Here is a 21,947-nt window from a genome sequence, read left to right as displayed (position 1 = left end):
CTACACGGCGCTCGTCGTGCGAACAGCCTCGTCACCACGGATACTCGACTTATGGCTGAGGTTACGGATCTTGCACCGATAGGCGCCGTCACCCGGACACAGGTGGGCAGGGAGGCCACCGAGCCGATGCGTGAGGACATCCGGCTGCTCGGGGCGATCCTGGGCGACACCGTGCGCGAACAGTGCGGCGACGCGGTCTTCGACCTCGTCGAACGGGCGCGGGTGGAGTCGTTCCGGGTGCGCCGATCGGAGATCGACCGCGCCGAACTCGCCGAGCTGTTCGACGGTGTCGACATCCACCAGGCCATCCCCGTCATCCGGGCCTTCACCCATTTCGCGCTGCTGGCCAATGTGGCCGAGGACATCCATCGGGAACGTCGTCGCATCATCCACATTGCGGCGGGCGCGCCGCCCCAGGACAGCAGCCTGGCTGCCACGTACCTCAAACTCGACGCCGCACAAATAGATTCGAGCCGTGTCGCGCACGCACTGACCGGAGCGCTGGTATCACCCGTGATCACCGCGCACCCGACGGAGACCCGCCGACGTACCGTGTTCGAGACGCAACATCGGGTCACCGAACTCATGCGGCTTCGCATGCACGGACTCTCGCAGACCGAGACCGGTCGCGATATCGAGAGTGAGCTGCAACGGCACATTCTGACGCTATGGCAGACGGCGCTCATTCGATTGTCCCGGTTGAAGATTCAAGACGAGATCGCCGTTGGGCTGCGGTACTACCAGGCGGCGTTCTTCGAAGTGATCCCTGAGATCAATGCCGAGGTCCGGACGGCATTGCGTCGCCGGTGGCCGGATACTCAACTGCTCACCGAGCCGATACTGCGGCCCGGCTCCTGGATCGGCGGCGACCGCGATGGAAATCCGAACGTCACCGCCGAGGTGGTGCATCTGGCGACGAGCAGCGCCGCGTTGACCGCAGTCACCTACTACTTCGAACAATTGGTGGCCCTGGAGCAGGAGCTGTCCCTGTCCATTCGGCTCGTCGCCGTCTCCCCCGACCTGATCGCACTGGCCGAGCAGGGTGGCGAGGCCGACCGCGCCGACGAACCCTATCGGCGGGCCGTGCGCGTCATCCATGCGCGCCTCACCGCGACCGCCGCGCAGATCCTGGACCAGATGCCCGAACACGATCTGGACCTGGGTCTGGCTCCGTACCTCACTCCGGAGGAGTTTCTGGGTGACCTCGACATCGTGGACGCGTCGCTGCGCGCCCACGGCAGCGTCGTGCTGGCCGATGATCGTCTGCACAGACTGCGAGAAGCGGTGCGGGTCTTCGGTTTTCACCTCAGCGGCCTGGACATGCGGCAGAACTCGGACGTCCACGAAGAAGTGGTGTCCGAATTACTCGCGTGGGCCGGTGTGCACCCCAACTATCGATCGCTGCCCGAGCACGAGCGCATCGAGGTACTCGTCACCGAACTGAGTACTCGCCGCCCGTTGATCGGCGAGGGTGCCGAGCTTTCCGAGCTCGCCCGCAAGGAGCTCGATATCGTCGCTGCTGCGGCGCGTGCCGTTCGGGTCTACGGTCCCGCGGCCGTGCCCAACTACATCATCTCGATGTGCCAGTCGGTTTCGGACATGTTGGAGGCCGCGATCCTCCTGAAGGAAGCGGGCCTGCTGGACGCCTCGCGGCCGAGGCCATACTGTCCGGTGGGCATCGTGCCGCTCTTCGAGACGATCGACGACTTGCAGCGCGGTTCGGCCATTCTCGAAGCGGCACTGGAACTTCCGTTGTATCGCGCCCTGGTGGCCGCCCGCGGCGAGAGCCAAGAGGTCATGCTGGGGTACTCCGATTCCAACAAGGACGGCGGCTACCTGGCCGCCAACTGGGCGCTCTACCGCGCCGAACTGGACTTGGTGGAGTCTGCGCGCAAGACCGGAATCCGTCTGCGGCTCTTTCATGGTCGTGGCGGCACCGTGGGCCGCGGCGGCGGCCCGAGTTACGACGCCATCTTGGCGCAGCCGCCGGGGGCGGTGTCCGGATCGCTGCGTATCACCGAACAGGGCGAGGTGATCGCCGCCAAGTACGCCGAGCCGCGCACGGCCCATCGCAACCTGGAGACGCTGCTAGCCGCAACCCTGGAGTCGACGCTGCTCGATGTCGAAGGTTTGGGCGAGGCAGCTGACACGGCGTACGAAATACTCGACGATCTTGCCGCCCGCGCCCAGCGCACCTACCGCGAGCTGGTGCACGAAACACCCGGTTTTGTCGAGTATTTCAAGGCGTCGACGCCGGTGAATGAGATCGGGGCGCTCAATATCGGGAGCAGGCCCACGTCCCGGAAACCCACCACGTCGATCGCCGATCTGCGCGCTATCCCCTGGGTGTTGGCCTGGAGCCAATCGCGCGTGATGCTGCCCGGCTGGTACGGCACCGGCACGGCGATCGAACAGTGGATCGCCGAAGGCGATGGACGGCTTGAGGTCTTGCAGCAGCTCTACCTTCAATGGCCGTTCTTTCAGACGGTGCTGTCCAATATGGCGCAGGTACTGGCCAAGTCAGACATGGGATTGGCGGCGCGCTATGCCGAACTCGTTGACGACGAAGCGCTGCGGCACCGGGTTTTCGACAAGATCGTGGCGGAACACGACAAGACCATCGCCATGCATCAACTGATCACCGGGCACGAGGACCTACTGGCCGATAACCCGGCGCTGGCACGTTCGGTGTTCAACCGCTTCCCCTATCTGGAGCCGCTGAACCACCTACAGGTTGAGTTGTTGCGCCGGTACCGGTCTGGAGACGAGGACGAGCTGGTACAGCGCGGCATCCTGCTGACAATGAGTGGGCTGGCCACCGCGTTGCGTAACAGCGGGTAGCCGCTTGGCCGTCGCGCTAGCGGTCCGTGGCGCGGCCGCCGTTCAGGCTTCCATCTGCTGAGCGTGGCGGTCTCGTCCTTTAAGATCGGCACTGCAGCCAGTGCAGTTCGGTGGTGGTGGTGAACCTTCACCCGTCATACCCCTTGTCTCCGTTCGACGTACGAATACCAAATAGCCTCGGTCGGGTGCTCGACGATCTTTGGGCTCACTGATCAATCTTCATCCGTCGTTGACACCGTGACACCCAAAGCATCGAAGATCCGGCCGTTAGCAGAGATCGCACGGTCGGCGGCCCGAATCTGATTGCGTCGAGCCCGGTCGCGCAGACCGTAGGGAATATCCTTGCCCGCCAACAGAAGCGCGCATTCCTCGGCGATATCGCATGACAGCTGACGCCACGCAGCGTCGACATCCCCGGCCGCATCGGCGGTGCGGGCTTTAGCGAACGGATCATCTCTGACCTTTTCGCCGGCTCACCGAGAAATGGGCCACGCTGTTCAGAGACCAGTAAGGCAAAGCCGTGACGTGACGGTGCTCCTGGCTCTTGCCTGCGCTATAAGTTCAGACCCCGCCGCCACGAATATGGCGGTGGGGAACCACGCGGCTAAAGCATCGTGACTCGCAACGGCCAGTCACGATGCAAGCTAGATCCCCGACATGGGGACCCGATAAAGGCACATGGACCGTTCGCCTACCGAGTAAGAAATTTGCCAGTTTGGATAAAGCTAAGCATCGTGGCGTCTAGGGGTGCAATTATCGTCCCACCAATGAGCGGGTTGCCCGAATCATCCATAATTGTCTGTGCGCAGGAATGCTCCAAACCTAGACCATGACCCATCTCGTGCATCATCATCTGCACCATTCGCTCGTAGTCATCGTTTATTTCGGGCAGCCTACTAGCATTGACGCGGATAGTATTGAGTTCCTCGGCGTGGCCTAGCTCTTCATCTGCATTCGCGGCACGATCGCTGAGATTTTTGGCAATGTACCAAGCCCTGGCTATTTTCTCCCCGACGTGGTTGGCGGCGTCTGGATCATCGGGGCTAACAATACTGTTGTTATTCAGCCCTAAGTTGAGACTGTTCAGGCCAAGATTTACCACCCCCAGATTCTCAAAAGAAATCACTAGATCGGGCTTCTGAGAAGAATCCGCATACGGTACAAATTGGGCTTTGGATTTCTTGTTCCAATTTTTCATTGCGTCATTCACCACGTTCGTGAGCTCAGACGCGTTTAAGCCGGACTCTTGCTCAACGGATTTCGTTATAGGTTTTATCTGGACAGTTATGTTGCCTTCTTTCTTGATGGGCGGCCACTTCGAGACAAATTGTTGGGCATTGGTTATTGCTTCTCCATTTTCTGCTTCCGCCATAGACTGAGCACATTGTCGTTCGTCGTCGTCATTGGATCGTTCAGGGCTAGTTTGAGCACGATCTTGATCGCCTGGCTCCTGCCCGGGTCGGTTTTGTTGCTGCTGGTTCAACTGGTCGCTGAAGTTCTTCCAGTCTTGGTTGATTGCCTGGTTGTCAGGGGCTTGTTTGTAGTTGATGGGTTGTTGTTCGCCGTTGGCTGCGCGGTTGTAACTGCCGTCTTGGTTCTGAACGGGGGATTGGCTTGGTTGGGCAGCTTGGCTGGGTTGGGGCGCAGCGCTGTTGTAGATAGAGATGCCGTTGTTCTGATCCAGAGGAGGCTGCCCGCGTCCGGGGTCATAGGAAGGCGTCGCAGGCATGGAGGGTGGGACGAATTCGGTGCCGCCTCCGGGTGGGCCCGAGGGCATTCCGCCGTTGCCTGGTCCGCCGCCGCAGTCTGGTGGGCAGTCGGCGCGCGCGATCGCCATCATGGGACTCGCGCCATCCGTGGATTCGGGCGCTGTGACCGGCAATCCGATCGCAGTCGCCACCATCGCGAAGACAGCTATCGCACCAGATGCGCGCCGGACTTTATGCGACATAGACGTCTGTGCGGGCCCAGCAGTTTGACTCTTAGATGTGTTCAAGGTGACCCCGTTAGTTCGTTGATCCGCAGTACACGTTGTTGTTGGACGCCAACCTGCGGGTGTTGGTGGCCGGCGTGATGGGTTGGCAGAGCGGTCCGGTGAGCATGTTGGCTTTAACCCAGGCCACTTCGTCGCTGGCGGCGCGCAGGCAGGTGTCGTACTGATCGCCCTGCTGCCCGAACGCCGAGGTGCAGTTGGTGGACATGTTGGAGAACAGGGTGTTGTTGCAGACATCGACCGAGGTGCCGCGTGGCGCGCCGTCCAGGCACATCTGCTGACGCATGCACGAGGGCGCGAAGTCCGCAGTACGGCCGTCGGGTGAGCGGTACTGACTCGGGCCTCCGGGGCACATGCCTGAGTGCCGTTCGGCATACAGCACCGGATCGACCCCAGCGGGCCGGTACTTGCCGTCGACATCAGTGACGTAATCGGTGGGGACTGTGATGACTTGGGGCGGGCTGACTCCCGCGGGCATACCGTTCCAGTCAGCGGTCAGCGCGCCGCTAGTCGGGGTGTTCGAGGCGCGGTAGGACAGTGTGATCTCGATAGGGAAGGCGAAGATATTCGCCTCGCCCAAGTTGATCAGGATGTTTGTCTGGTTAGGGAAACCCGGGCCGATGCCCGGCGATACCGTGACCGGAGCGCTGTGCGCGTCACGGGCCACCGGAATGGAGAACGTGCCGACGACCGTTGCCGGGCGACCCGGGTGAGCATCGGTTTCCACCAAAACGACATTGGCGCCCTGGCGCAGGTGCGTGCCCTCAGGGATGCGCACACCGACCTGCATATCCGACGGCGAGAAGATCGTCTTGCGGCGGATGATGATGTCACCACCCCCACCGGAGAACGGGATCACCTGGTAATCCACATCATTGGAGGTGTAGGTCGCTCCCCCATCACCGGACCACGCCGCAGCCTGCAGCGTCATCTCACCCGGCAGATGGATCGCGATGTTCTTGCCGGCCCAGGTGGTCGGGAAGAAGATGCCGTCTTTGGCGAACATCGGCACGGTGAAGTTCGACAACTCGCGAGCTGCGGCCAAGGGTTGGCCCATGCCGTTGCCCTCACCTTGCGGCGCCGAGGATGAGACTTTGGCTCCACCAATGTTGTTGATGCGCGGCGCATCCTGGGGCATCTCCCGCGGTGCAGGTAGCGGTGGCGGCGTCGGAACCGCGGGATCGGCATAGGCCCGGCTGGTTGTCATGACCGACCCCTCGGCGGGGATGACAACCAGCCCAACAGCAAGAAACATCAGCGCAATTCTGAAGATCATTGTCATCACAGATCTTTCGGCTCGCCGTAGACAGTCTGGGTGTCATTGCCGTTCTCGGTGCGGATCCGGAAGGTCGCGAACGACTGGATCTTCACTTGCCCACCACAGCCATCGGCCTCGACGTTCTGGTTACGCACCTGTGAGACCGCATGCATATTCCGGAAATTGATTCGGTCCATCGGTAACTGCGCCAGACCACCGGGCTTGAGCAGCACACGCATATAACCGCCGATGTGCTCCTGAGCACCCAGCGAGCCACCGGCCGACGCACCACCGAAACCGCCACCCTGCCCACCGCCGCCTTGCGAGCCGCCTTGCCCGCCGCCATAAGCTCCGCCATAGCCCTGGCCGAACACCGACTGGTTCAACGTCAAACCGAGGTCGCCGCCGAGTTCCACCCCCGAGGAGGAGTCGGTGCGGCAGCCCACGAAGTATCCGGTCTCCAGCTGTGCGTCCTGAATGACCGCTGAACCCGCACCCGAGATCGTGGCCTCGGCGCGATACGACACCCGGGCTTGCCACGAGTTGCTCGCACCGGCGATGTTGTCGATGTGATCGATTACCTCATTGGTCATCGTCAACCCGACAGTCCACCCGTCATCGGTGACGAACTGCTGCTGCTGATCCGGCATCACCTGAGGGTCGGCAACCGCATAGGGCGCACCGATCAAGATCACGGCCGCAACTGATGCAGATGTTGCGACGGCAGCACCACGCTTCACGTGCTTGCGCGCTAATGAACTAGTCAACCGCATATCTCCCCGTCTTGACACAGCCGCCGAGCTGGATGCCACGGTTTGCGGTGGCACACGCAGATGTATATCAGTCAACGATTGCTCTAGCAATACTTACTGGAAAAACTATGTTTGTAGTGCGGTTACTGGTCAAGGATTGCGGTACGTTGTCCGGCAGGCGGGAAAGTCGACGAACGGATGGGGAAGATGGCTGGCAAGGATGACGGACTACAGGTTGCTGAGGACATGCGCCGCGAGAGCCTGGCCGCTAAACTCACCAAGTTGTACGAGGTGATGAGTCCCGCCGGTGAGCCACCATCGGACGCGACAGTCGCCGACGGAATCTTCGAGAAGACCGGGGTCCAGATGAGTGCGCCGTACTTGTGCCTGCTGCGCACCGGCAAGCGCACCAACCCGACAGTGCAGAACGTTCAGGCCATCGCCGAGTACTTCGGTGTGCCTGCCTCCTACCTCATCGACACCGGCGCCGATGCCGCGATCGAATCCGAGCTTCGCCTTGTTAAAGCCATGCGCGACAACGGTGTCCGTGATATCGCCGCCAGGCTGTCCGGGCTGACACCCGAGTCGATTGGGAATCTCGCCGGCATTGTCGATCGCCTGCGTGAACTCGAAAACCTGCCCCCGATCGGACCCCCCGATGAAACTGCGACGTAAACGCCCGCAACACAATGGATCACCCGCAGCCGATATGCGTCGGCTCATCGGCGAGCTTCCGGTACCTCATCCCTGGGATCGGGCGGCTTTCGTCCGGACGGTCGAACAACTGCGGGGTCGCCGAATCACGCTCCTGCCCGTGGACGGTGCGTTACTGACAGGCAGCGCGTGTGGTCTCTGGCTGGTCCGCGAACACGACGACGTGGTGCTCTATCAGGACGGAACCTCTCGGCTACACGCCGACCAGATCATCCTGCACGAACTCGGCCACATGCTGCTCGGTCACGACAAAAACGCGAAAACTGATACAGGGCACATGGTTTCAGCGCTCACGCCCCACCTGGAACCGGCCGCCGTCAAAGCCGCACTCGGTCGCAGCGCCTACGACACCGCCGCCGAACACGACGCGGAAATGTTCGCAAGCCTCATCCTCAGTCACTCGCCAAGAGAACGAAGCCTCGCGGATATCCTGCTGGGTAACGAATGACCAACGCGGTACCGGGCTTTATCTCGTGGCCGGTCTTGGCCTGTTTTGTCCTGGTGCTGGCATTTCGACTGCGCTGGCTGGGCGCCGGGTTCGCCGCCCACCACCGGAACAGAGTGCTGATCTTCGTCGCAGCCACTCAGGTAGCCACCGAACCGAGTGTGCAACACCTGCTCGCGGCGGCCATACCCTGCCCTGCGACCAGCCTGTCCCAGATCCCGTTCGCCCTGCTCTTCTTGATCAGTCCCGAACTGATCGGATTCATCGCGATGATCGATGACACCGACCCTGCAGTCCTCGCACTCGGCTACCGCTATTACCGGATCGCAACCTTTGTCACCATTGGGGTGATGGGCGTCATCGCCACCGGCCCACGTATTCGCCACCAGCCCATCGCCTTGGCCGGTGACAATTCCGAAGTTCTTGCCGCCCTTGCCTGGTCGGTGCTCTCCATCACTGCCGCAGCCATGATCTTCCGACTCCTGGTCCCCAAACTTCGCCAAACCCACAAGACCGCTGCCCAACGCATCATCGCCGGTGAACTCGTCGCTCTTGTCGGCGCCATCTGCCTACCCGGCCTGGGCATATTCACTCTCGCCCTGCTCGAACGTCTACACCTGGCCAACACCCTCCAACTGCGCCAAACCATCTACTCGCATGCCGCATTCGTCGCTCTCCTTGTGGCGCTGCCCCTTGCCCTTGGCCCATGCTTCGTAGCCGCGCAAGCCCTCTTGCATCGAGACACCAACGGCCGCACATGGCGAAAACTCCAACCGCTGTGGACCGACCTCACCACCGCCTACCCCGACACCGTCCTCAACGCGTCCCCACAACGATTCCAACCGGTCACCGACTTTCAGTTGCACCGGGTCGTCATCGAAATCCATGACGCTCTCCTGCAACTGACCCCGCGCATCACCGAACTCACCGACACCGACCGACGGCAATTGGCCCAAGCTCGTGGACCGGCCAGTCTCGCTCAGAGCGGGCCGCAGGCACTGCAGATCGCCAAGGCAATCGCACACCCTTCCGCCGCCAACTCCACACCGACGGGTAGCGCACCCCTAGCGACCACCGCCACCCGCGAAGACGAGCTCACCCAACTCATCGACATCGCAGCCTGGTGGCCGACAGTCACGCACATTGCACAAAAACAGAGTCAGGTTCGGTCGTATTCGTAAGTTAGCAGACTATTTAGTTTGCCAGTAAGCTCGCAGCGTGTAACTGTTGACTGATGTAGCTATCGGCGCTTACGGTCGTTCCCAGGGCCCGGTTCATGGTCAGACAACCGGCCTCTCTGATGGTCGCGAAAGGATGCGCGTGGTGATCAATGTGCCTGATCAGCCAGTACGGGGTCTGGATCCGTACGTCCTGTATGTACACGACCTGCTCGGATTCGGGGTCGTGGATCAGCACACCACAACCACCATCACGGTCCGCAACACCAGTGCCGAAATGCGTGTCACCGATAATCGTTGGCCGGTGGAGTCCATCATCACGCGCCCCGTACGTGCGGAGGTTTGGGACCGATTCGTCGACGCCGTACTCGCAATCGTGCAGACCGCGCCCTCGTCGCCTGCACGAACCAAGCAGGGGTATCCGATCGATGTCCACTACTCGCTGAGCTACCTGGGGACACACACGGTCTATCCGACTGTGCACGTACATGCGGTCAACAACGCCGCCGATGCGACCGCAGAGGCGATCACCACAGCATTCGCGCCCATTCGGCAACTGTTCGAGGCTGTCGGACCCAGTCGGCTCGCCCCGGCTGTCGACTTGTAATCGCTGATCCGTGTATGCCTCGGCGAGATGTGATCGCGGATTCTGTTTGCTAGCTTTATCGCAGGTGGGTGCCTCTCGGCGCTCAGGCATCTACTTTTGGGGGTACACGGTGAAGGTTGTCTGGCTTGCCGCCGTGTTGGTGACGGCATCTCTTACCGCACAAGCTTGTTCAGATTCGCCGGTGCGCGCACCGGCGGCGGATTCCACGGACTCGGCTCCCGCTGATTCGCTCGACACCGGAACATATCCGTTGACACCCGGACCGGCACTGGGCAAGGCCGAATCCGATGTGGTCGGGCGGCGAATCGAAGCGCAACGGATGTCGAGTGCGGTGGTCGGCCCCTGGGAGGTAGACCCCGATCTGAATCGCAAGGACATGCCCAACGCCGTCATGAAGGCCGAGGCCTTGGACGATGTCTTCAGCCGCGAGGCGGCGAATATCGCGATCACTCACGGTTATGTCACGGGATTCGCAAATGCCCGGTCCACCAACGACTCTGCGATACCGCATGACAGACGGCTGAAGAATTTCGTCATGAGATTTCCCGACGCCGATGCTGCGGCAGCTGTCGCCCCGTTACTCTCATCCGCGGATCGATTTGGGCCAGGGCCGGTCTCGCCGATTTCCATCGCGGGTCACCCCGATACGCATGCGATCGCGGGAGTAAGCGACAAGGGCAAGCAGGCGGTGGCGGCCTTCACTGCTCGGGGTCCCTTTGTGTTGTACCAGTGGGGTGATGCGTCATCAACTCAGACCGCCGCGCAGATCGTCAGTGCGACGCTGGACAAACAGATCCCCGCCATCGACCAGTTCCAACCCACCGATGTCACGGAGTTGGTCAACCTACCGCGCGATCCGTCGGGATTGGTGTCACGCACCATCCAGCAGAAGGAGCAGAGAAGCATCAACTCGGCGTACGCGTACGACCGACGCGGCTCGCTGAATTTCGCGCTCGATCCGATTGCCATGGCCGCGATCGAAGACGACGCGGGGGTTGAGCTGATGTCCGCAGGCGTCGCAACGGTCTTCCAGACCAAGGACGCCGCCGCGGCGGCCCGTATGGTGGCCGCGTTGATCACGCTCGCAGCCAAGGGCCGACCCGGTCAAGCGGGCGCCACACCTACCGATCCCATTCCTAATCTGCCCGGTAGCCAATGCGTGGCGGACGAGAACAGCAACACCTGTTACGCGACGGTGGACCGTTACGTCATCGAGGCAGGACAACGCGAGCTCCTCGACGCGCAGCAGCTTGCCGCGGCGCAGTATCGGGTCTTGCAAAGCAAGTAGATGCCGGCCGTCACTCCTCACGACGCGCTGTCGATGAACTGATACTGAAGGCAATGATGGCCTCCAGGTCGCGGCCGCAGTCGATGATGAGCAGGGCGACGAGCGATGCCCTGCTCGGAGTGGCGATCGGAGGATCGTCCATCCGGCCGACGGCCCGGGCCGCCGCAGCAGCCGCCGTGGCGGTATCCCCGGATACCAGAGAAGACAGACCGCTGGCCAGATCGCGCACAGCTGCGGGCAATTCATCCGGTAAGTCCTCGCCGGCCCGCAGTGCGGCATCGGCAGTACGGGCGAGGTTGAGCACGGTGCTGGTGAGCAGCGCAATCTGCGTGGCCTCTCGTTCCAGGATCTCGACCACGGGTCGAAGTGCCCTCCTGCGGGGGGCTACGCGTATCACCTGACCGGCCGTGGCGCGCGCCTGTGCGATGCCGGCCAGATCCTGGTTGAGGCGCTCGGCTTCGGCACCGATCCAACCGGCATCGCCGGATTCACGTCCCCAGTCCTCGACCATGCGTGCCAATCGAGTGAGCGTGTCTGCCATGGCCGCAAGCGTTGATCCAATGGCTGTGCGCAACAGAGCCACTGGGTTGGCGGGAAACAACAACACGCTGACCACGATCGCGATACCGCCGCCGACCAAAGCATCGAACAACCGTTCAGCGCCGGTGCCCCCGTGCGGCAGCGTGATGATCAGGATTGCAGAGACCGCGGTCTGGTTGAAGAACATCAGGCCCTGGGCGATGAAGCCCTGGGCCAGAATGACCGCCAAACACAGCGAGACGAGCACGGCCCCCACCACTGCGAATGCACTGGTACCCAGGAGCGCCTGCACCGCAACGCCGATTCCGATTCCCAAGCTGACCCCGAAGATCATCTGCAGGGCCCGCTGGGCGCGCAGCACGGTGCTCGCGCTCAAACAGACCGCAGCGGCAACGGGGGCAAAGAACGGTTGCGGGTGTCCCATCAGATCGTGGGCGATGAACCAGGCCAGTCCGGCCGCGATCGAGGCTTGCACGATGGCCCACGCAAGACCGCGCAGGCGCCGTACCGCCGAGCTCGTTGCCGAACCGATCCGTGCGATCACAGTCCGATGACTCCTCCAGGTCCGACGCCGTCAGCCGTACAGTACGTCCCTGATCAACTGTGCCGCCTAGTCGAGCAGCTCCGCCCGCCGATTCCGAACGTTCGATCGCGCTGTTACGCCTGCTCGGGTGCGTGTGCGGCAAGTTGCGATGCCATAGCTTCCACCGACTGAACCAGATCGAGGTACGGGATGTTGGGGTCACGTTCGTGGTAAATCGCAGTGACGATGATCGGCAGTGTCACGGCCGCCTCCGGGTAGTTGTCGATATCCATGCGCGCCACCGCCTCGCCCACGGGCACACCCTGGTCATAAAGCCGCGTCGCGTCTGCGTACAGCGTGGACCAGAAACCGATCCCGCGATCGATAGCCGCATTGATATCACCGCCGACGAGCACCGGACCATGGCCGGCCACGACTTTCTGTGCCCCGAAAGCGCGGATGCGCTCCAGCGCGGCAATCCAGTTCGGGATAGAGCCCGACCAGGTAACGGCAACGACATTGCGCGCCAATAGATCTCCCGCATATAGCACGCCCAGCTCCGGTAGGTAGGCGATTGCGTCCCCCACGGTGTGGGCCGGACCCAGCTCGTGGAGTTCGACGTCGAGATTGCCCACTCGCACCGCCTTCTCCCCACAAAACGTGGTGTCGGCGGGACGTACCCGCACCTCGTCGAAGTTGAATGGCCGCGTCAAGGGTTCCAGCACATGCAGCGCGGCACCGGGTTTGGTGCCTGCACCAAGGATCTCCGCTGTGAGATCGGCGTGCTCTTGGGTCATCAGCGCACTGGCAGCCTTTGTGGTGATGATCTCGGCATCGGTGGGAAACACCTGATTGCCGAAGAAGTGATCGCCGTCGGTGTGCGTGTTGAACACATACCGCACCGGCGCGGCGGCGATCAGCTCGTCCATATCGGCACGCATCGCCTGCGCATGCTGCACGTCGTAGAGAGTGTCGATAACCAGTGATTCGCCGGCACTGACCACCAGACCCGCATTCGCCAGCCCGAAGCCCATGTCGCCGGAGAGGAACACATGCGCCCCACCGCCGAGTTCGAAGAGCCCCTGCTGGAACGGGATTTCATCTGTCATCATCGGTCCTTCGCTTGTTCTTCCTGCAATTTGGCGGTGGCTCCAGCCAGAATGCCCGGGCCTGCGATGCCATCTCTCTCAGGGATGATGCCCAGGGTGTTGATGAACATCGCCGTCATCACGTAGTGCCCAGCGAGCAGGGTTATCTCGGCGATTTCGTTGTCGGAGAAGAACTCCTGCATCTCTGCGGTGTCCGATCCGCCGCCCTTGATCCGTGTCAGCAGGTCGTCGACGAAGGCGACGAGCACGTCGATACGACGTTCCCCGAACACCTCGGCCCCGTCCAGGACCGCGTCGATGACCGAATCCGGCACGCCGGCCACTCGTGCTTCGGGCACGTGGTGATGAATCTCGTACTGGGCCTTGGTCACCGCACCGATCCGCAGGATCACCAGCTCACGGACTTCCGGCGACAACGCGCCCGTGCGGAAGGAAAGCCCCAGCGCCAGATACGGTTTGCCACTGGCTTTGGTCATAACCAGCCCTCGGGAGAGGCTGGCCGGAAACAAGTCATAGACCTCCCGTTGCACGGGATCGAGGTCTGCCACATTCGGCAGCGAGATAGCCATGATGCTCCATTCGCGGTCGCGCCTGCGCACCGTCGGAATCAATAAGAAACGGTGCGTACCTAATATCGTCAGGATAGCCCCGCGCGATAAGATACGCAACGTGCCTAAAAAATCGCCGGATCCGACTCCCGGGCCCGCTGCACGACGCCGGGACGACGTGCTGCTGTCGGCGATCCGCGATGCCGCCTGGGCCGAGCTGATAGATCACGGATACTCAGGCGTCACCTTTGAAGGTGTAGCCCGCCGAGCCAAGACGGGAAAGCCAGTCCTGTACCGCCGCTACGGCTCTCGGGCACAGATGGTGACCGATGCGCTACCGACTCTTCGCATCGAGCTCGTCGAAGTAGCACCAACCGAATCCCTTCGTGGCGACATCATGGCATTGGTCGAAACGATCGTCGAAACGTGGCAGCACATCGGAATCGATACCTACCGCAGTCTTATCGCCGAAGCCGACGAGGCGACGCTGCTGACATTCCAGGCGAAGGTGGCCGCAAGGGCGGATCAGACCATCCGCCGTGCCCTGGACGCCGCCCGCGAGCGAGGCGAGATAGGGACCGCCACCATTTCCGATCTGGTAGCCACCAGTATCTTCGCCCTCGTGCGCAACGAACTGTTCTTCGCGCGCAGGAAGATTGACTCCGGCACGCTCGCCGAGCTGGTCGACTCGGTCTATCTACCGGCGATCGATGCCGCATCGCGCAGATCTGGCATGTAGACACCCTGCCGCCGTTCCCCGCCACCCACAACGTCCTCAACTACCGTCGACCTGGTGAAGGTATCGGGATCGCGCGTCGCCCGGACCGGTGCCGTCGTCACCGTCCTCCTTGCCTTTGCGGGGGTGCCCTCGTGCGGACATTCGGTGCCTCCGATCACCGCACCGAGCGTGGTTCCCACCGGTCCATTTGCGCCGGTCACCCGGCTGGTGAACGACGCGGTCGCCGCACCGCAACTGCCCGGTGCGGTGGTTCACATCGGACACGGCGGCAAGATCGTCTTCCGGCAGGCTTTCGGGTGGCGCAAGCTCCCCGATGAACCTGGCCTGGACGGGTCGCCCGCACCCGCCGAACCGATGACCGAAGACACGATTTTCGACATCGCCTCGTTGACCAAGCCTCTTGCGACAAGTGTGGCCTTCCTGCAGCTGTACGAGAAGGGCCTGGTTCACCTTGACGAACCCCTGCAGAACTACCTGCCGGACTTCAACCCTGCCGATGATCCGCGGCGCGCCCAGGTGACCCTTCGCATGCTGCTCACGCACACCTCGGGCATCGGAGGTGACCTGAGCCATCAGGGCCCGTGGGGGCTGACACAGGCAGACAAGGCCGACGGCATACATCGTGCGCTGACCGCACCGTTGGCATTCGACCCCGGCCAGACGTTCCACTACTCCGATATCAACTTCATCATCCTCGGCGCATTGATCGAAAAGATCACCGACGTGCCGCTGGATATCTATGTGCAGGACAGCGTCTTTACGCCGTTGGGCATGGCCGACACACGCTACCTGCCGGCAACCAAGGCATGCGGTGAGTACCAAATCGTCGGTACGGCAATTGCTTTCGATAAGAACGTGCACGCTGCCACGCCCTGCCCGCCGGGCACCTGGAACACCGCTCTGTTGGCACGCATCGCGCCGACTGCTCATGACGAAGACACCCCCGACATCAACCCCAACTACGACCATCTGATTCGCGGCACCGTGCACGACCCCACCGCACGCCGGATGGGCGGGGTGGCCGGCAGTGCCGGTGTCTTCGCGACCGCCGACGATGTCGGCAGATATTGCCAAGCGCTTCTCGATCGTCTCGCCGGGCGCCCGAGCCTGTTCCCGCTGAAGCAATCGACGCTGCAATTGATGACGACTCCGCAGCAGCCCGGCCATACCGCCGCGCAACTCGAGGCCGCCAACACCGCGAACCGCGAGGCCATCCAAAAGACGCCCAACCCAACAGATCCCCTGCTCGCGCCGAACTATCCGGCCATCGCGGGGCAGAACCTGCGCGGCTTCGGCTGGGATATCGATACGGAGCTGTCCAAACCGCGCGGAATGCTCTTTCCCATCGGCAGCTTCGGCCACTCGGGCTTCACCGGCGTGTCGGTGTGGATGGATCCGGGGTCCGATACCTACGTCATCATCCTGGCGAACGTCATCCACCAGCGCGGCGGTCCACCCATTGTGAGGCTGAGCGGCGATATCGCCACAACAGCTGCGCACGTTCTACATCTGTACAGCAACTAGTCGGACCAACCGTCGAGAACGACTGCGCCCGTATCGATCACGAGATCCTTCGCCTTGATACAAGAACGTTATGGGACGTCCCGGCGAGGCTACATCTTTCACAGCAGTCACATTGTTAACTTGCAGCGATGCAGGACTCGTCGGGGACCAACGACTCTCAGCGCTCCTCACGTCCGGTAACCCGACGTGACGCACTGCGCTACGCCACAGCCGTGTCAGCACTGGCCGGGCTGAGTGCGGCATCTCTTGGTGCCGGCATACCCACGGCATCAGCTGCCGCGCCCACATTGATCGACTTCGCCATGCGCCAGATTCCGGCAGACCAGATCAAGGCTGCCGGGCACGCGGGAGTGATCAACTACGTCTCGACATCACGTCCCGGCTCCTCCATGGGCGCCAAACCGATCACCCGGCCCTACGCCCAGGCGCTCACCGCGGCCGGGCTGGTGATCGTCAGCAACTTCCAATACGGAAAGCCCGGCGGGACAGCACCTTCAGACTTCACGCGCGGCTTTGACGGCGGTGTCGAAGATGCGCGCACCGCGTGGCAGCTGCATACGGCGGCCGGCGGCGGCCAGAGTGCGCCGGTCTTCTTCTCCGTCGACGACGACATCAACCGCGGCACCTGGAATGATGTTGCTCTGCAATGGTTCCGGGGCATCAATTCGGTGCTGGGGGTGCAGCGCACCGGCATCTACGGCGGCGTCAATCCGTGCCAGTGGGCCGCCGCCGATGGCGTGATCGGCAACTCGCGCTCACCTGGCCACGTGTGGGCCTGGCAGACAAGGTCCTGGTCTCGCGGTCAGGTCTTCCCCGGCGCGGTTCTCTACCAACGCATCGTGAGCACCGCGTCCAACCCAGGCCCGGTAGTTGGCGGGCTCGAAGTCGACGTCAGCGACGCCCTGGCCCAGGATGTCGGCCAATGGAACTTTCATCAGTGACGTCGTAGACCACTGACCTGACGGGCACGGAGCGCCGAGCCGAAGGCCACCCGATGCGTTTGTCGTAGGCTCGTGGCATGCCCAGCGTCGAGCTCGATGGTCAGCGCATCTTCTACACCGATACCGGCGAGCAGGACCTTCCCGTAGTGCTAGGAACCCACGCAACGCTGATGGACACGGTGTCACTTGAGCCCCTGACCGCATCCATCGCAGCCGCCGGGTACCGGGTGGTGGCCTTCGATCTGCGCGGCCACGGCCAAACCGTCTACGACAAGACGCCTTACATGATCGAAGACATGGCCGCCGATGCGCTGGGCTTGATGGATCACCTTGGAGTGCAGTCATTCACCTTCCTCGGTGAAGGACAGGGTGCCGTACTGGCACTTCGCACCGCGTTGGCCGCACCCGACAGAGTCGGACGGCTGGTGTTGATCGGGCCGACCGCCGCAGCACCCGATGCCGCCGAGAACGGCGCGTTGCACGCGGCAATGGAGATCTGGTGCACTCAAGGACCTGAACCGGCTGTCTACCGTCTGGTGGCCGAGTTCGCCACAGGCACACCCGAAGACGCCGAAGCCTTATTCGGGCGGTGGCAGCGTTCTGCGTGGGCCGATTACCGCGAGTCATCCAACGCATTGGCGAATCGAACCGACTTCGTCGACCTACTGGGCAAGATTGAGTGCCCCGCGTTGGTTCTGCACGGCACCACGGACTTCTTTGTGCCCCGGGAGCTGGGCGAAACTGTCGCTCGCAACCTCGGTGGCCCCACCGCATTCGAGCCCATTGAGGGTGAACGGCAATCGATCAGTATCGCGTTCGATCCCCGTGTGGCCCAGCACGTTACAACATGGCTAGCGGGAACCCACACCTAGCAGCAACGATCCGCTGGACTGCGGGTTGTGCCACGTGCGCATATCCAGAATCTGGACTGTTCCACCAGAGTCGTTGATGACCCATGCCCGCGTGTCGGGGTCGATCGGTATGGGCTGCTGCCACTGGCGTTGAAACACCGATATTGGCATGAGCGAATTGATGATTCGTGTGAGCGCCGGATCTTTGGGGTTTGCCGCCAGACTCCAGCGGAGCCATCCGACACACCATTCAGATGTCTGTTCCCAGTTGTCGATGACTTTCCGCGACTTGACCGAGTGATAGTGCCAGTGGATGAAATTGGGTGTCATCCACAGGCCGGGAAACAGCTGCTGGAACTCGCTGTTGGCATGGACAATGGTCCACCCTGGCGTTATCCACGCCGCCGGGTGCGGCATCAACGACTCCAGGTAGCCCTCGATGTTCGGTGGGGGAGTTCCGCTGTCGTACATCGTCCTTCCCCCCAGTAGATGCAGGTATCGGCTTTCCCAGGGAGACAATTCCAGAGCCGTGGCCAATGCGGCAAGCGCCTTGAGCCCGGGCATACGAGTCCCCAGCTCAATTTTCTGTATCAACGCCTCGCTGTACCCCATGGCATCGGCCAGGCCGCGCTGTGTCATTCCCGCGCGCTCTCGCGCACCCTTTACCAGCACCGCAAGGTAGTTAGCGTCGGACACGTACAAAAAGTACGCCCTCGCATCTCTTGACTGCCAATCGAGCCCAATGGTTGTTTAGCTGTAAGCCATTTCAGGACCACCCACGCATGGGCGGAAAATACGGAGTTCGCGCTCTTTCGCGGTGGTCCCCGGCGGCCGTTCGAGGGGTCGGCCGCCAGGGATCATCCCGGGGAGGCTGACAATCCGAAGAGATCGGGCAGGCGCTAGCTCAGGGACATACGGAGTTCGGCATATGCGTCGACAAGTGCGTCGAGCGTGAACCGCCTATTGAGCCCGCTTGGATTAGGTAGCACCCACGTCGTCACGCCCGCGACGCTGAACGGCTGTAGTCCGAACGCGATATGTGGATCTTCGAGCATGGCCACCACCGCGCGCTTCCCGAGAAACGCCAACGACCGCGGTCTGAGGTTGCGAATCTTCTCCTCGAAATCCGGTCGAGCGGCACGGAATTCGCTCACCGTGATGTCGTCGGCCCGCGGCGTGGCGCGACTCACCGCAGCGGTGATGCCACACCTATACGTCAGTAGTTGACGCTCGTCCTCCGGGCGTAGCCGAATGTCGGTGAACCCGGCCCGATAGAGCACTTCCCAGAAACGGTTACTCCGGTTCGAGAAGTTATGTCCGTCGGCCACCGCGGTAGAGGCAGGGTTGATCCCACAGAAAACGACATCGAGCCCAGGAGCGAGAAGGTCGGGAGAGTACTGGCCCACAGCTGTAGGCTCTCAAATCTGTTGGTTGCCAACGACCCTTTGACCCGAATTCTTATGTACGTCTGTCGAGATACAGCGAAAATCGACAGGACCGGGGCCGCGCGTCAGAAAGTGACGGTCGGCGGAGTCTCGTTGCCGGCCGGCGCTTTGTAGAAGTCGCGCTGCTTCACGCCCGCTAGTCCGGAAAAGAACATCCACGGGATAGTTGCAATCGACGTGTTGAGCTTGGCCGCAGCATCGTTGTAGTACTGACGCGCGAACGACAGCTGATTCTCGGTGTCGGTCAACGCTCGCTGCAGCTCAATGAAGTTGGCCGACGCCTTCAGGTCTGGATAGGCCTCCGCGACCGCGAGAACATCGACGATTGCCTTGTCCAGCTTCGCCTGTGCCGCCGACTTCTCGTCGACCGTCCCGCCTTGAGCCGCCTTCTGCACCTCCGCGCGCGCCGCCGTCACATTCTCAAGAACACCGCGCTCGTGCTGCGCATACCCCTTGACCGTGTTGACGAGATTCGGAATGAGATCGGCTCGCCGGGTGAGCTGGACGTCGACACCACCGAGCGCCTCGTTGACCCCAACGTTCTGCCGACGAAGCCGGTTGAATCCGACAACGACGAAACCGGCTAACAACACGAGCACAACGATGATGATGATCGTTACCAGCATGCGGACTCCTTGACCGAATGAAATGTGAACGAACGAATCTCGGTGGACATTGCCACCACACCCAGCCTGACGGCGCCACCAGTTTCAGCGGCGAAATACTCGGCAGCGGCCCTTACCATGACCCGCCGCCTCCGCCGCCGCCCCCGCCACCGCTGAAGCTGAAGCCTCCGCCACTGGACGAGCTGGACTGACTCGCTTCGTATGCACCGATCGAGGATCGCAGAGAAGACTCGAATCCGGCGAACGCAGTGCTTCCACCGAAAAGGCCGTGCGGAGTCGTCGGGCCAAAGTACCAAGACGGGGCCGGCGGCTCCTGTCCGGTCGAGAGCTTGTATTTCTTGGCCCATTCGTCGGCGCATCCGAATGCGACCGCATACGGGACGAAGGCCGTATACAGATCTTTCTGGGCACTGAAATCAAACCGGTCCTGCGCTGACGGCGTCGATAGCAGGCGATAGAAGCCTCCCGCCCGTGCCCATTGCTCCCGGCCTTTAGCGGTGCGGCGGGTTTCGACCTCGGCGAAAAGCAGCCCCATGCCGCCGATCCCGAACCCAAGGAATGGCAACGCCCAGATCGTCGCGCCACCAGGGCGGATGAACACCAACAGCACTGCGACCACCCATGCGGCCAGCACCAAAAACCGTCCGATCTGCTCAGACAACTGGTTGGTGACCAGTCCCTCACCGCGTGCCCAGGCCTTGGTGTCCTCGGCAATGTCCTCCGATGTCGACCGGAGCGTGCTTCCGGCCGTCACCGACCCGTCGGCGCCGAAGGCCCCACCAGCATTCTGCACGCCGAGGGCAAGCCCAACCTGGCGGGTGACTCGGTCGACACCATCCCAATCGCCACCCTGAGCTTCAATGCGCCACGTGGACCCCTCGGTCTGTCGAATCGTGGTAAGGCCGCGCTGAGCCTGATGAAGCAATGTCGCCACCAACGCGTTGGCGGGCACCTGTTCGCGCATCACATAACAGGTCTGCACTGGGCCAAGGCCGGGTGGCGGTTCGTAAGCGACTGGGTATCCCGGAGGCTCTTCCCGGCCGCGCCAGGACCACGCCCAGCCCACACCGAGGCCGATCAACGCGAGGATCCCCAGCCCGCTAGCCACTACCCGTGACTGTCCCAACACGCCGTCATAGGGTGGCGTCCACGGCAAGCTCACCCGATCGGGCGCCGGCAGATCCTGTGCGGCACGGATAGTGACCGGAGTCCGGGGCGCCAGGACGCCGGTCCGGATCGTGAGACTATCGGTGCCGACGCCGGTCAGTTCGCACTGCCCGGAATCGTCGTAACCGTACGCACAACGAACGTCGGTGGCGGGCGTGGGCAGCTTGACCCTTACCTCGGTCCGGTCAAATCTCACTTGCCAGCCACCGGCGACGACCTTCCAGTAGAAAGACGCTCGATCCCGGTCGGCCGGCCAGCTTCCAGATGCCCGAGCGGCGGCGCCGGCAGTGCTCGGAGAAAGCACACCCCGAATTCGGTAACTGATCACATAGACGTGCTCGCCTGGGGTAAGGGTCCGGTCCGGGTCGCCAATCTTGGCGACCCGAAAGGCGCGCCCCTGCTGCCACACGAGATCGGTCGGCTCGTCATGCCCATCGCGAGTGACCTTGATGTCGTAGGGAATAAGTCGCACATGATCGTCGGACGGGTCGCGGACATCCCAGAATCTGAAAATTCCATGACGATCATCAGGGAAGGATCCGGTGAGGGTCTCGGTAGCAGTCAGAGTTCCCTCCCGGTCGACACTCAAGTCAGCCCGATAATCAGTCACGATCACCGGGTCCAGGACGGCGGACGAATCCGTACCTCCCAGGTATTCCAGGACCGGCCACAGCAACACCCCGGCCGCGATCACTGTCGCGATAAGCGTGGCGGCGACCACCGTCAGTGGATTTCGCCTGACTACTAGTCGACTTGACCAGAACCTCCCCATGCAAGCAGCGTACGGGGTCACACTCGGCGGCGAGTTAACTATCCGGGCAGCCGCAGACAGGCGTGTCGACCTCTTCGATGATGACT

20 protein-coding genes and 1 pseudogene are annotated in these 21,947 nt (G+C 62.2%); 10 read left to right on the top strand and 11 right to left on the bottom strand.

The annotated features are described in order from the left end of the window. The first annotated feature begins 51 nt into the window (after positions 1-51). Positions 52-2,841 (top strand): phosphoenolpyruvate carboxylase, encoded by a 2,790-nt coding sequence (gene ppc, locus B4393_RS07110; RefSeq protein WP_078333541.1) that lies wholly within the window; start codon positions 52-54, stop codon positions 2,839-2,841. A gap of 236 nt (positions 2,842-3,077) precedes the next feature. On the opposite strand, the pseudogene B4393_RS07105 reads toward ppc, so the two are convergent. The 4 genes and pseudogenes from B4393_RS07105 to B4393_RS07090 form a co-directional block, all read right to left on the bottom strand. Next, positions 3,078-3,314 (bottom strand): annotated as a pseudogene (locus B4393_RS07105) (3-hydroxy-9,10-secoandrosta-1,3,5(10)-triene-9,17-dione monooxygenase oxygenase subunit); the annotation flags it as partial. Positions 3,315-3,532: 218 nt separating this feature from the next. Then, positions 3,533-4,681 carry a matrixin family metalloprotease gene (locus B4393_RS07100; RefSeq protein ID WP_236743126.1) on the bottom strand — a complete coding sequence of 383 codons (1,149 nt, stop codon included), beginning with the start codon at positions 4,679-4,681 and terminating at the stop codon, positions 3,533-3,535. A gap of 166 nt (positions 4,682-4,847) precedes the next feature. After that, the gene (locus B4393_RS07095; protein WP_078333539.1) at positions 4,848-6,116 is read right to left on the bottom strand and encodes a hypothetical protein; all 1,269 of its coding nucleotides are present in this window, start codon (positions 6,114-6,116) and stop codon (positions 4,848-4,850) included. Then, complete coding sequence (locus B4393_RS07090; RefSeq protein WP_232783679.1) at positions 6,116-6,742, bottom strand: MspA family porin; 627 nt, start codon at positions 6,740-6,742, stop codon at positions 6,116-6,118. The genes B4393_RS07095 and B4393_RS07090 overlap by 1 nt, the downstream gene beginning before the upstream one ends. A 348-nt stretch (positions 6,743-7,090) precedes the next feature. Here B4393_RS07090 and B4393_RS07085 point away from each other — a divergent pair, with 348 nt between their 5' ends. From B4393_RS07085 to B4393_RS07065, 5 genes are all read left to right on the top strand, one after another. Further along, positions 7,091-7,519: a helix-turn-helix domain-containing protein gene (locus tag B4393_RS07085; RefSeq protein ID WP_109420831.1), complete on the top strand. Its 429-nt coding sequence runs from the start codon at positions 7,091-7,093 to the stop codon at positions 7,517-7,519. 34 nt (positions 7,520-7,553) lie between these two features. Continuing rightward, a complete protein-coding gene (locus tag B4393_RS07080) occupies positions 7,554-8,006 on the top strand; it encodes a regulator (RefSeq protein ID WP_078333538.1) in 453 nt (150 codons plus the stop codon). Then, positions 8,003-9,184: an MAB_1171c family putative transporter gene (locus B4393_RS07075; protein WP_078333537.1), complete on the top strand. Its 1,182-nt coding sequence runs from the start codon at positions 8,003-8,005 to the stop codon at positions 9,182-9,184. Before B4393_RS07080 ends, B4393_RS07075 begins: the two co-directional genes overlap by 4 nt. A gap of 151 nt (positions 9,185-9,335) precedes the next feature. Next, on the top strand, positions 9,336-9,788 hold the full coding sequence (locus B4393_RS07070) for a hypothetical protein (protein WP_133052513.1): 453 nt from the start codon (positions 9,336-9,338) through the stop codon (positions 9,786-9,788). A 64-nt stretch (positions 9,789-9,852) separates the two neighbouring features. Further along, positions 9,853-11,076, top strand: coding sequence for a DUF7373 family lipoprotein (locus B4393_RS07065; protein ID WP_236743125.1), 1,224 nt, complete (start codon positions 9,853-9,855; stop codon positions 11,074-11,076). 10 nt (positions 11,077-11,086) lie between these two features. On the opposite strand, the gene B4393_RS07060 is transcribed toward B4393_RS07065, so the two are convergent. The 3 genes from B4393_RS07060 to B4393_RS07050 form a co-directional block, all read right to left on the bottom strand. Continuing rightward, on the bottom strand, positions 11,087-12,160 hold the full coding sequence (locus B4393_RS07060) for an FUSC family protein (protein ID WP_078333535.1): 1,074 nt from the start codon (positions 12,158-12,160) through the stop codon (positions 11,087-11,089). A gap of 113 nt (positions 12,161-12,273) precedes the next feature. Beyond that, entirely contained in the window at positions 12,274-13,248 is a 975-nt protein-coding gene (locus B4393_RS07055) for an MBL fold metallo-hydrolase (RefSeq protein ID WP_078333534.1), read from the bottom strand. Beyond that, entirely contained in the window at positions 13,248-13,817 is a 570-nt protein-coding gene (locus tag B4393_RS07050) for a carboxymuconolactone decarboxylase family protein (RefSeq protein ID WP_078333533.1), read from the bottom strand. Before B4393_RS07050 ends, B4393_RS07055 begins: the two co-directional genes overlap by 1 nt. A gap of 100 nt (positions 13,818-13,917) precedes the next feature. On the opposite strand from B4393_RS07050, the gene B4393_RS07045 reads away from it, so the two are divergent. The 4 genes from B4393_RS07045 to B4393_RS07030 all read left to right on the top strand — a co-directional run bounded on the left by B4393_RS07045 (position 13,918) and on the right by B4393_RS07030 (position 17,872). After that, the gene (locus tag B4393_RS07045; protein ID WP_236743124.1) at positions 13,918-14,535 is read left to right on the top strand and encodes a TetR/AcrR family transcriptional regulator; all 618 of its coding nucleotides are present in this window, start codon (positions 13,918-13,920) and stop codon (positions 14,533-14,535) included. Between the two features lie 51 nt (positions 14,536-14,586). Further along, on the top strand, positions 14,587-16,059 hold the full coding sequence (locus tag B4393_RS07040) for a serine hydrolase domain-containing protein (RefSeq protein ID WP_078333531.1): 1,473 nt from the start codon (positions 14,587-14,589) through the stop codon (positions 16,057-16,059). 128 nt (positions 16,060-16,187) lie between these two features. After that, complete coding sequence (locus tag B4393_RS07035; protein ID WP_078333530.1) at positions 16,188-17,000, top strand: DUF1906 domain-containing protein; 813 nt, start codon at positions 16,188-16,190, stop codon at positions 16,998-17,000. Between the two features lie 77 nt (positions 17,001-17,077). Beyond that, entirely contained in the window at positions 17,078-17,872 is a 795-nt protein-coding gene (locus tag B4393_RS07030) for an alpha/beta fold hydrolase (RefSeq protein WP_078333529.1), read from the top strand. Here B4393_RS07030 and B4393_RS07025 read toward each other — a convergent pair. From B4393_RS07025 to B4393_RS07010, 4 genes are all read right to left on the bottom strand, one after another. After that, positions 17,852-18,547 (bottom strand): helix-turn-helix domain-containing protein, encoded by a 696-nt coding sequence (locus B4393_RS07025; protein ID WP_078333528.1) that lies wholly within the window; start codon positions 18,545-18,547, stop codon positions 17,852-17,854. The genes B4393_RS07030 and B4393_RS07025 overlap by 21 nt on opposite strands. A gap of 203 nt (positions 18,548-18,750) precedes the next feature. Further along, positions 18,751-19,257: a G/U mismatch-specific DNA glycosylase gene (mug, locus tag B4393_RS07020; protein WP_078333527.1), complete on the bottom strand. Its 507-nt coding sequence runs from the start codon at positions 19,255-19,257 to the stop codon at positions 18,751-18,753. Between the two features lie 104 nt (positions 19,258-19,361). After that, positions 19,362-19,922, bottom strand: coding sequence for a LemA family protein (locus tag B4393_RS07015; RefSeq protein WP_078333526.1), 561 nt, complete (start codon positions 19,920-19,922; stop codon positions 19,362-19,364). Between the two features lie 112 nt (positions 19,923-20,034). After that, positions 20,035-21,861 carry a DUF2207 domain-containing protein gene (locus B4393_RS07010; protein WP_236743123.1) on the bottom strand — a complete coding sequence of 609 codons (1,827 nt, stop codon included), beginning with the start codon at positions 21,859-21,861 and terminating at the stop codon, positions 20,035-20,037. Between the last annotated feature and the right edge of the window lie 86 nt (positions 21,862-21,947).

The organism is Mycobacteroides franklinii (assembly GCF_002013895.1).
Lineage (GTDB): Bacteria > Actinomycetota > Actinomycetes > Mycobacteriales > Mycobacteriaceae > Mycobacterium > Mycobacterium franklinii.
Note: the sequence above shows the minus strand (reverse complement) of the source record. Positions and strands in the feature narration are given on the sequence as shown.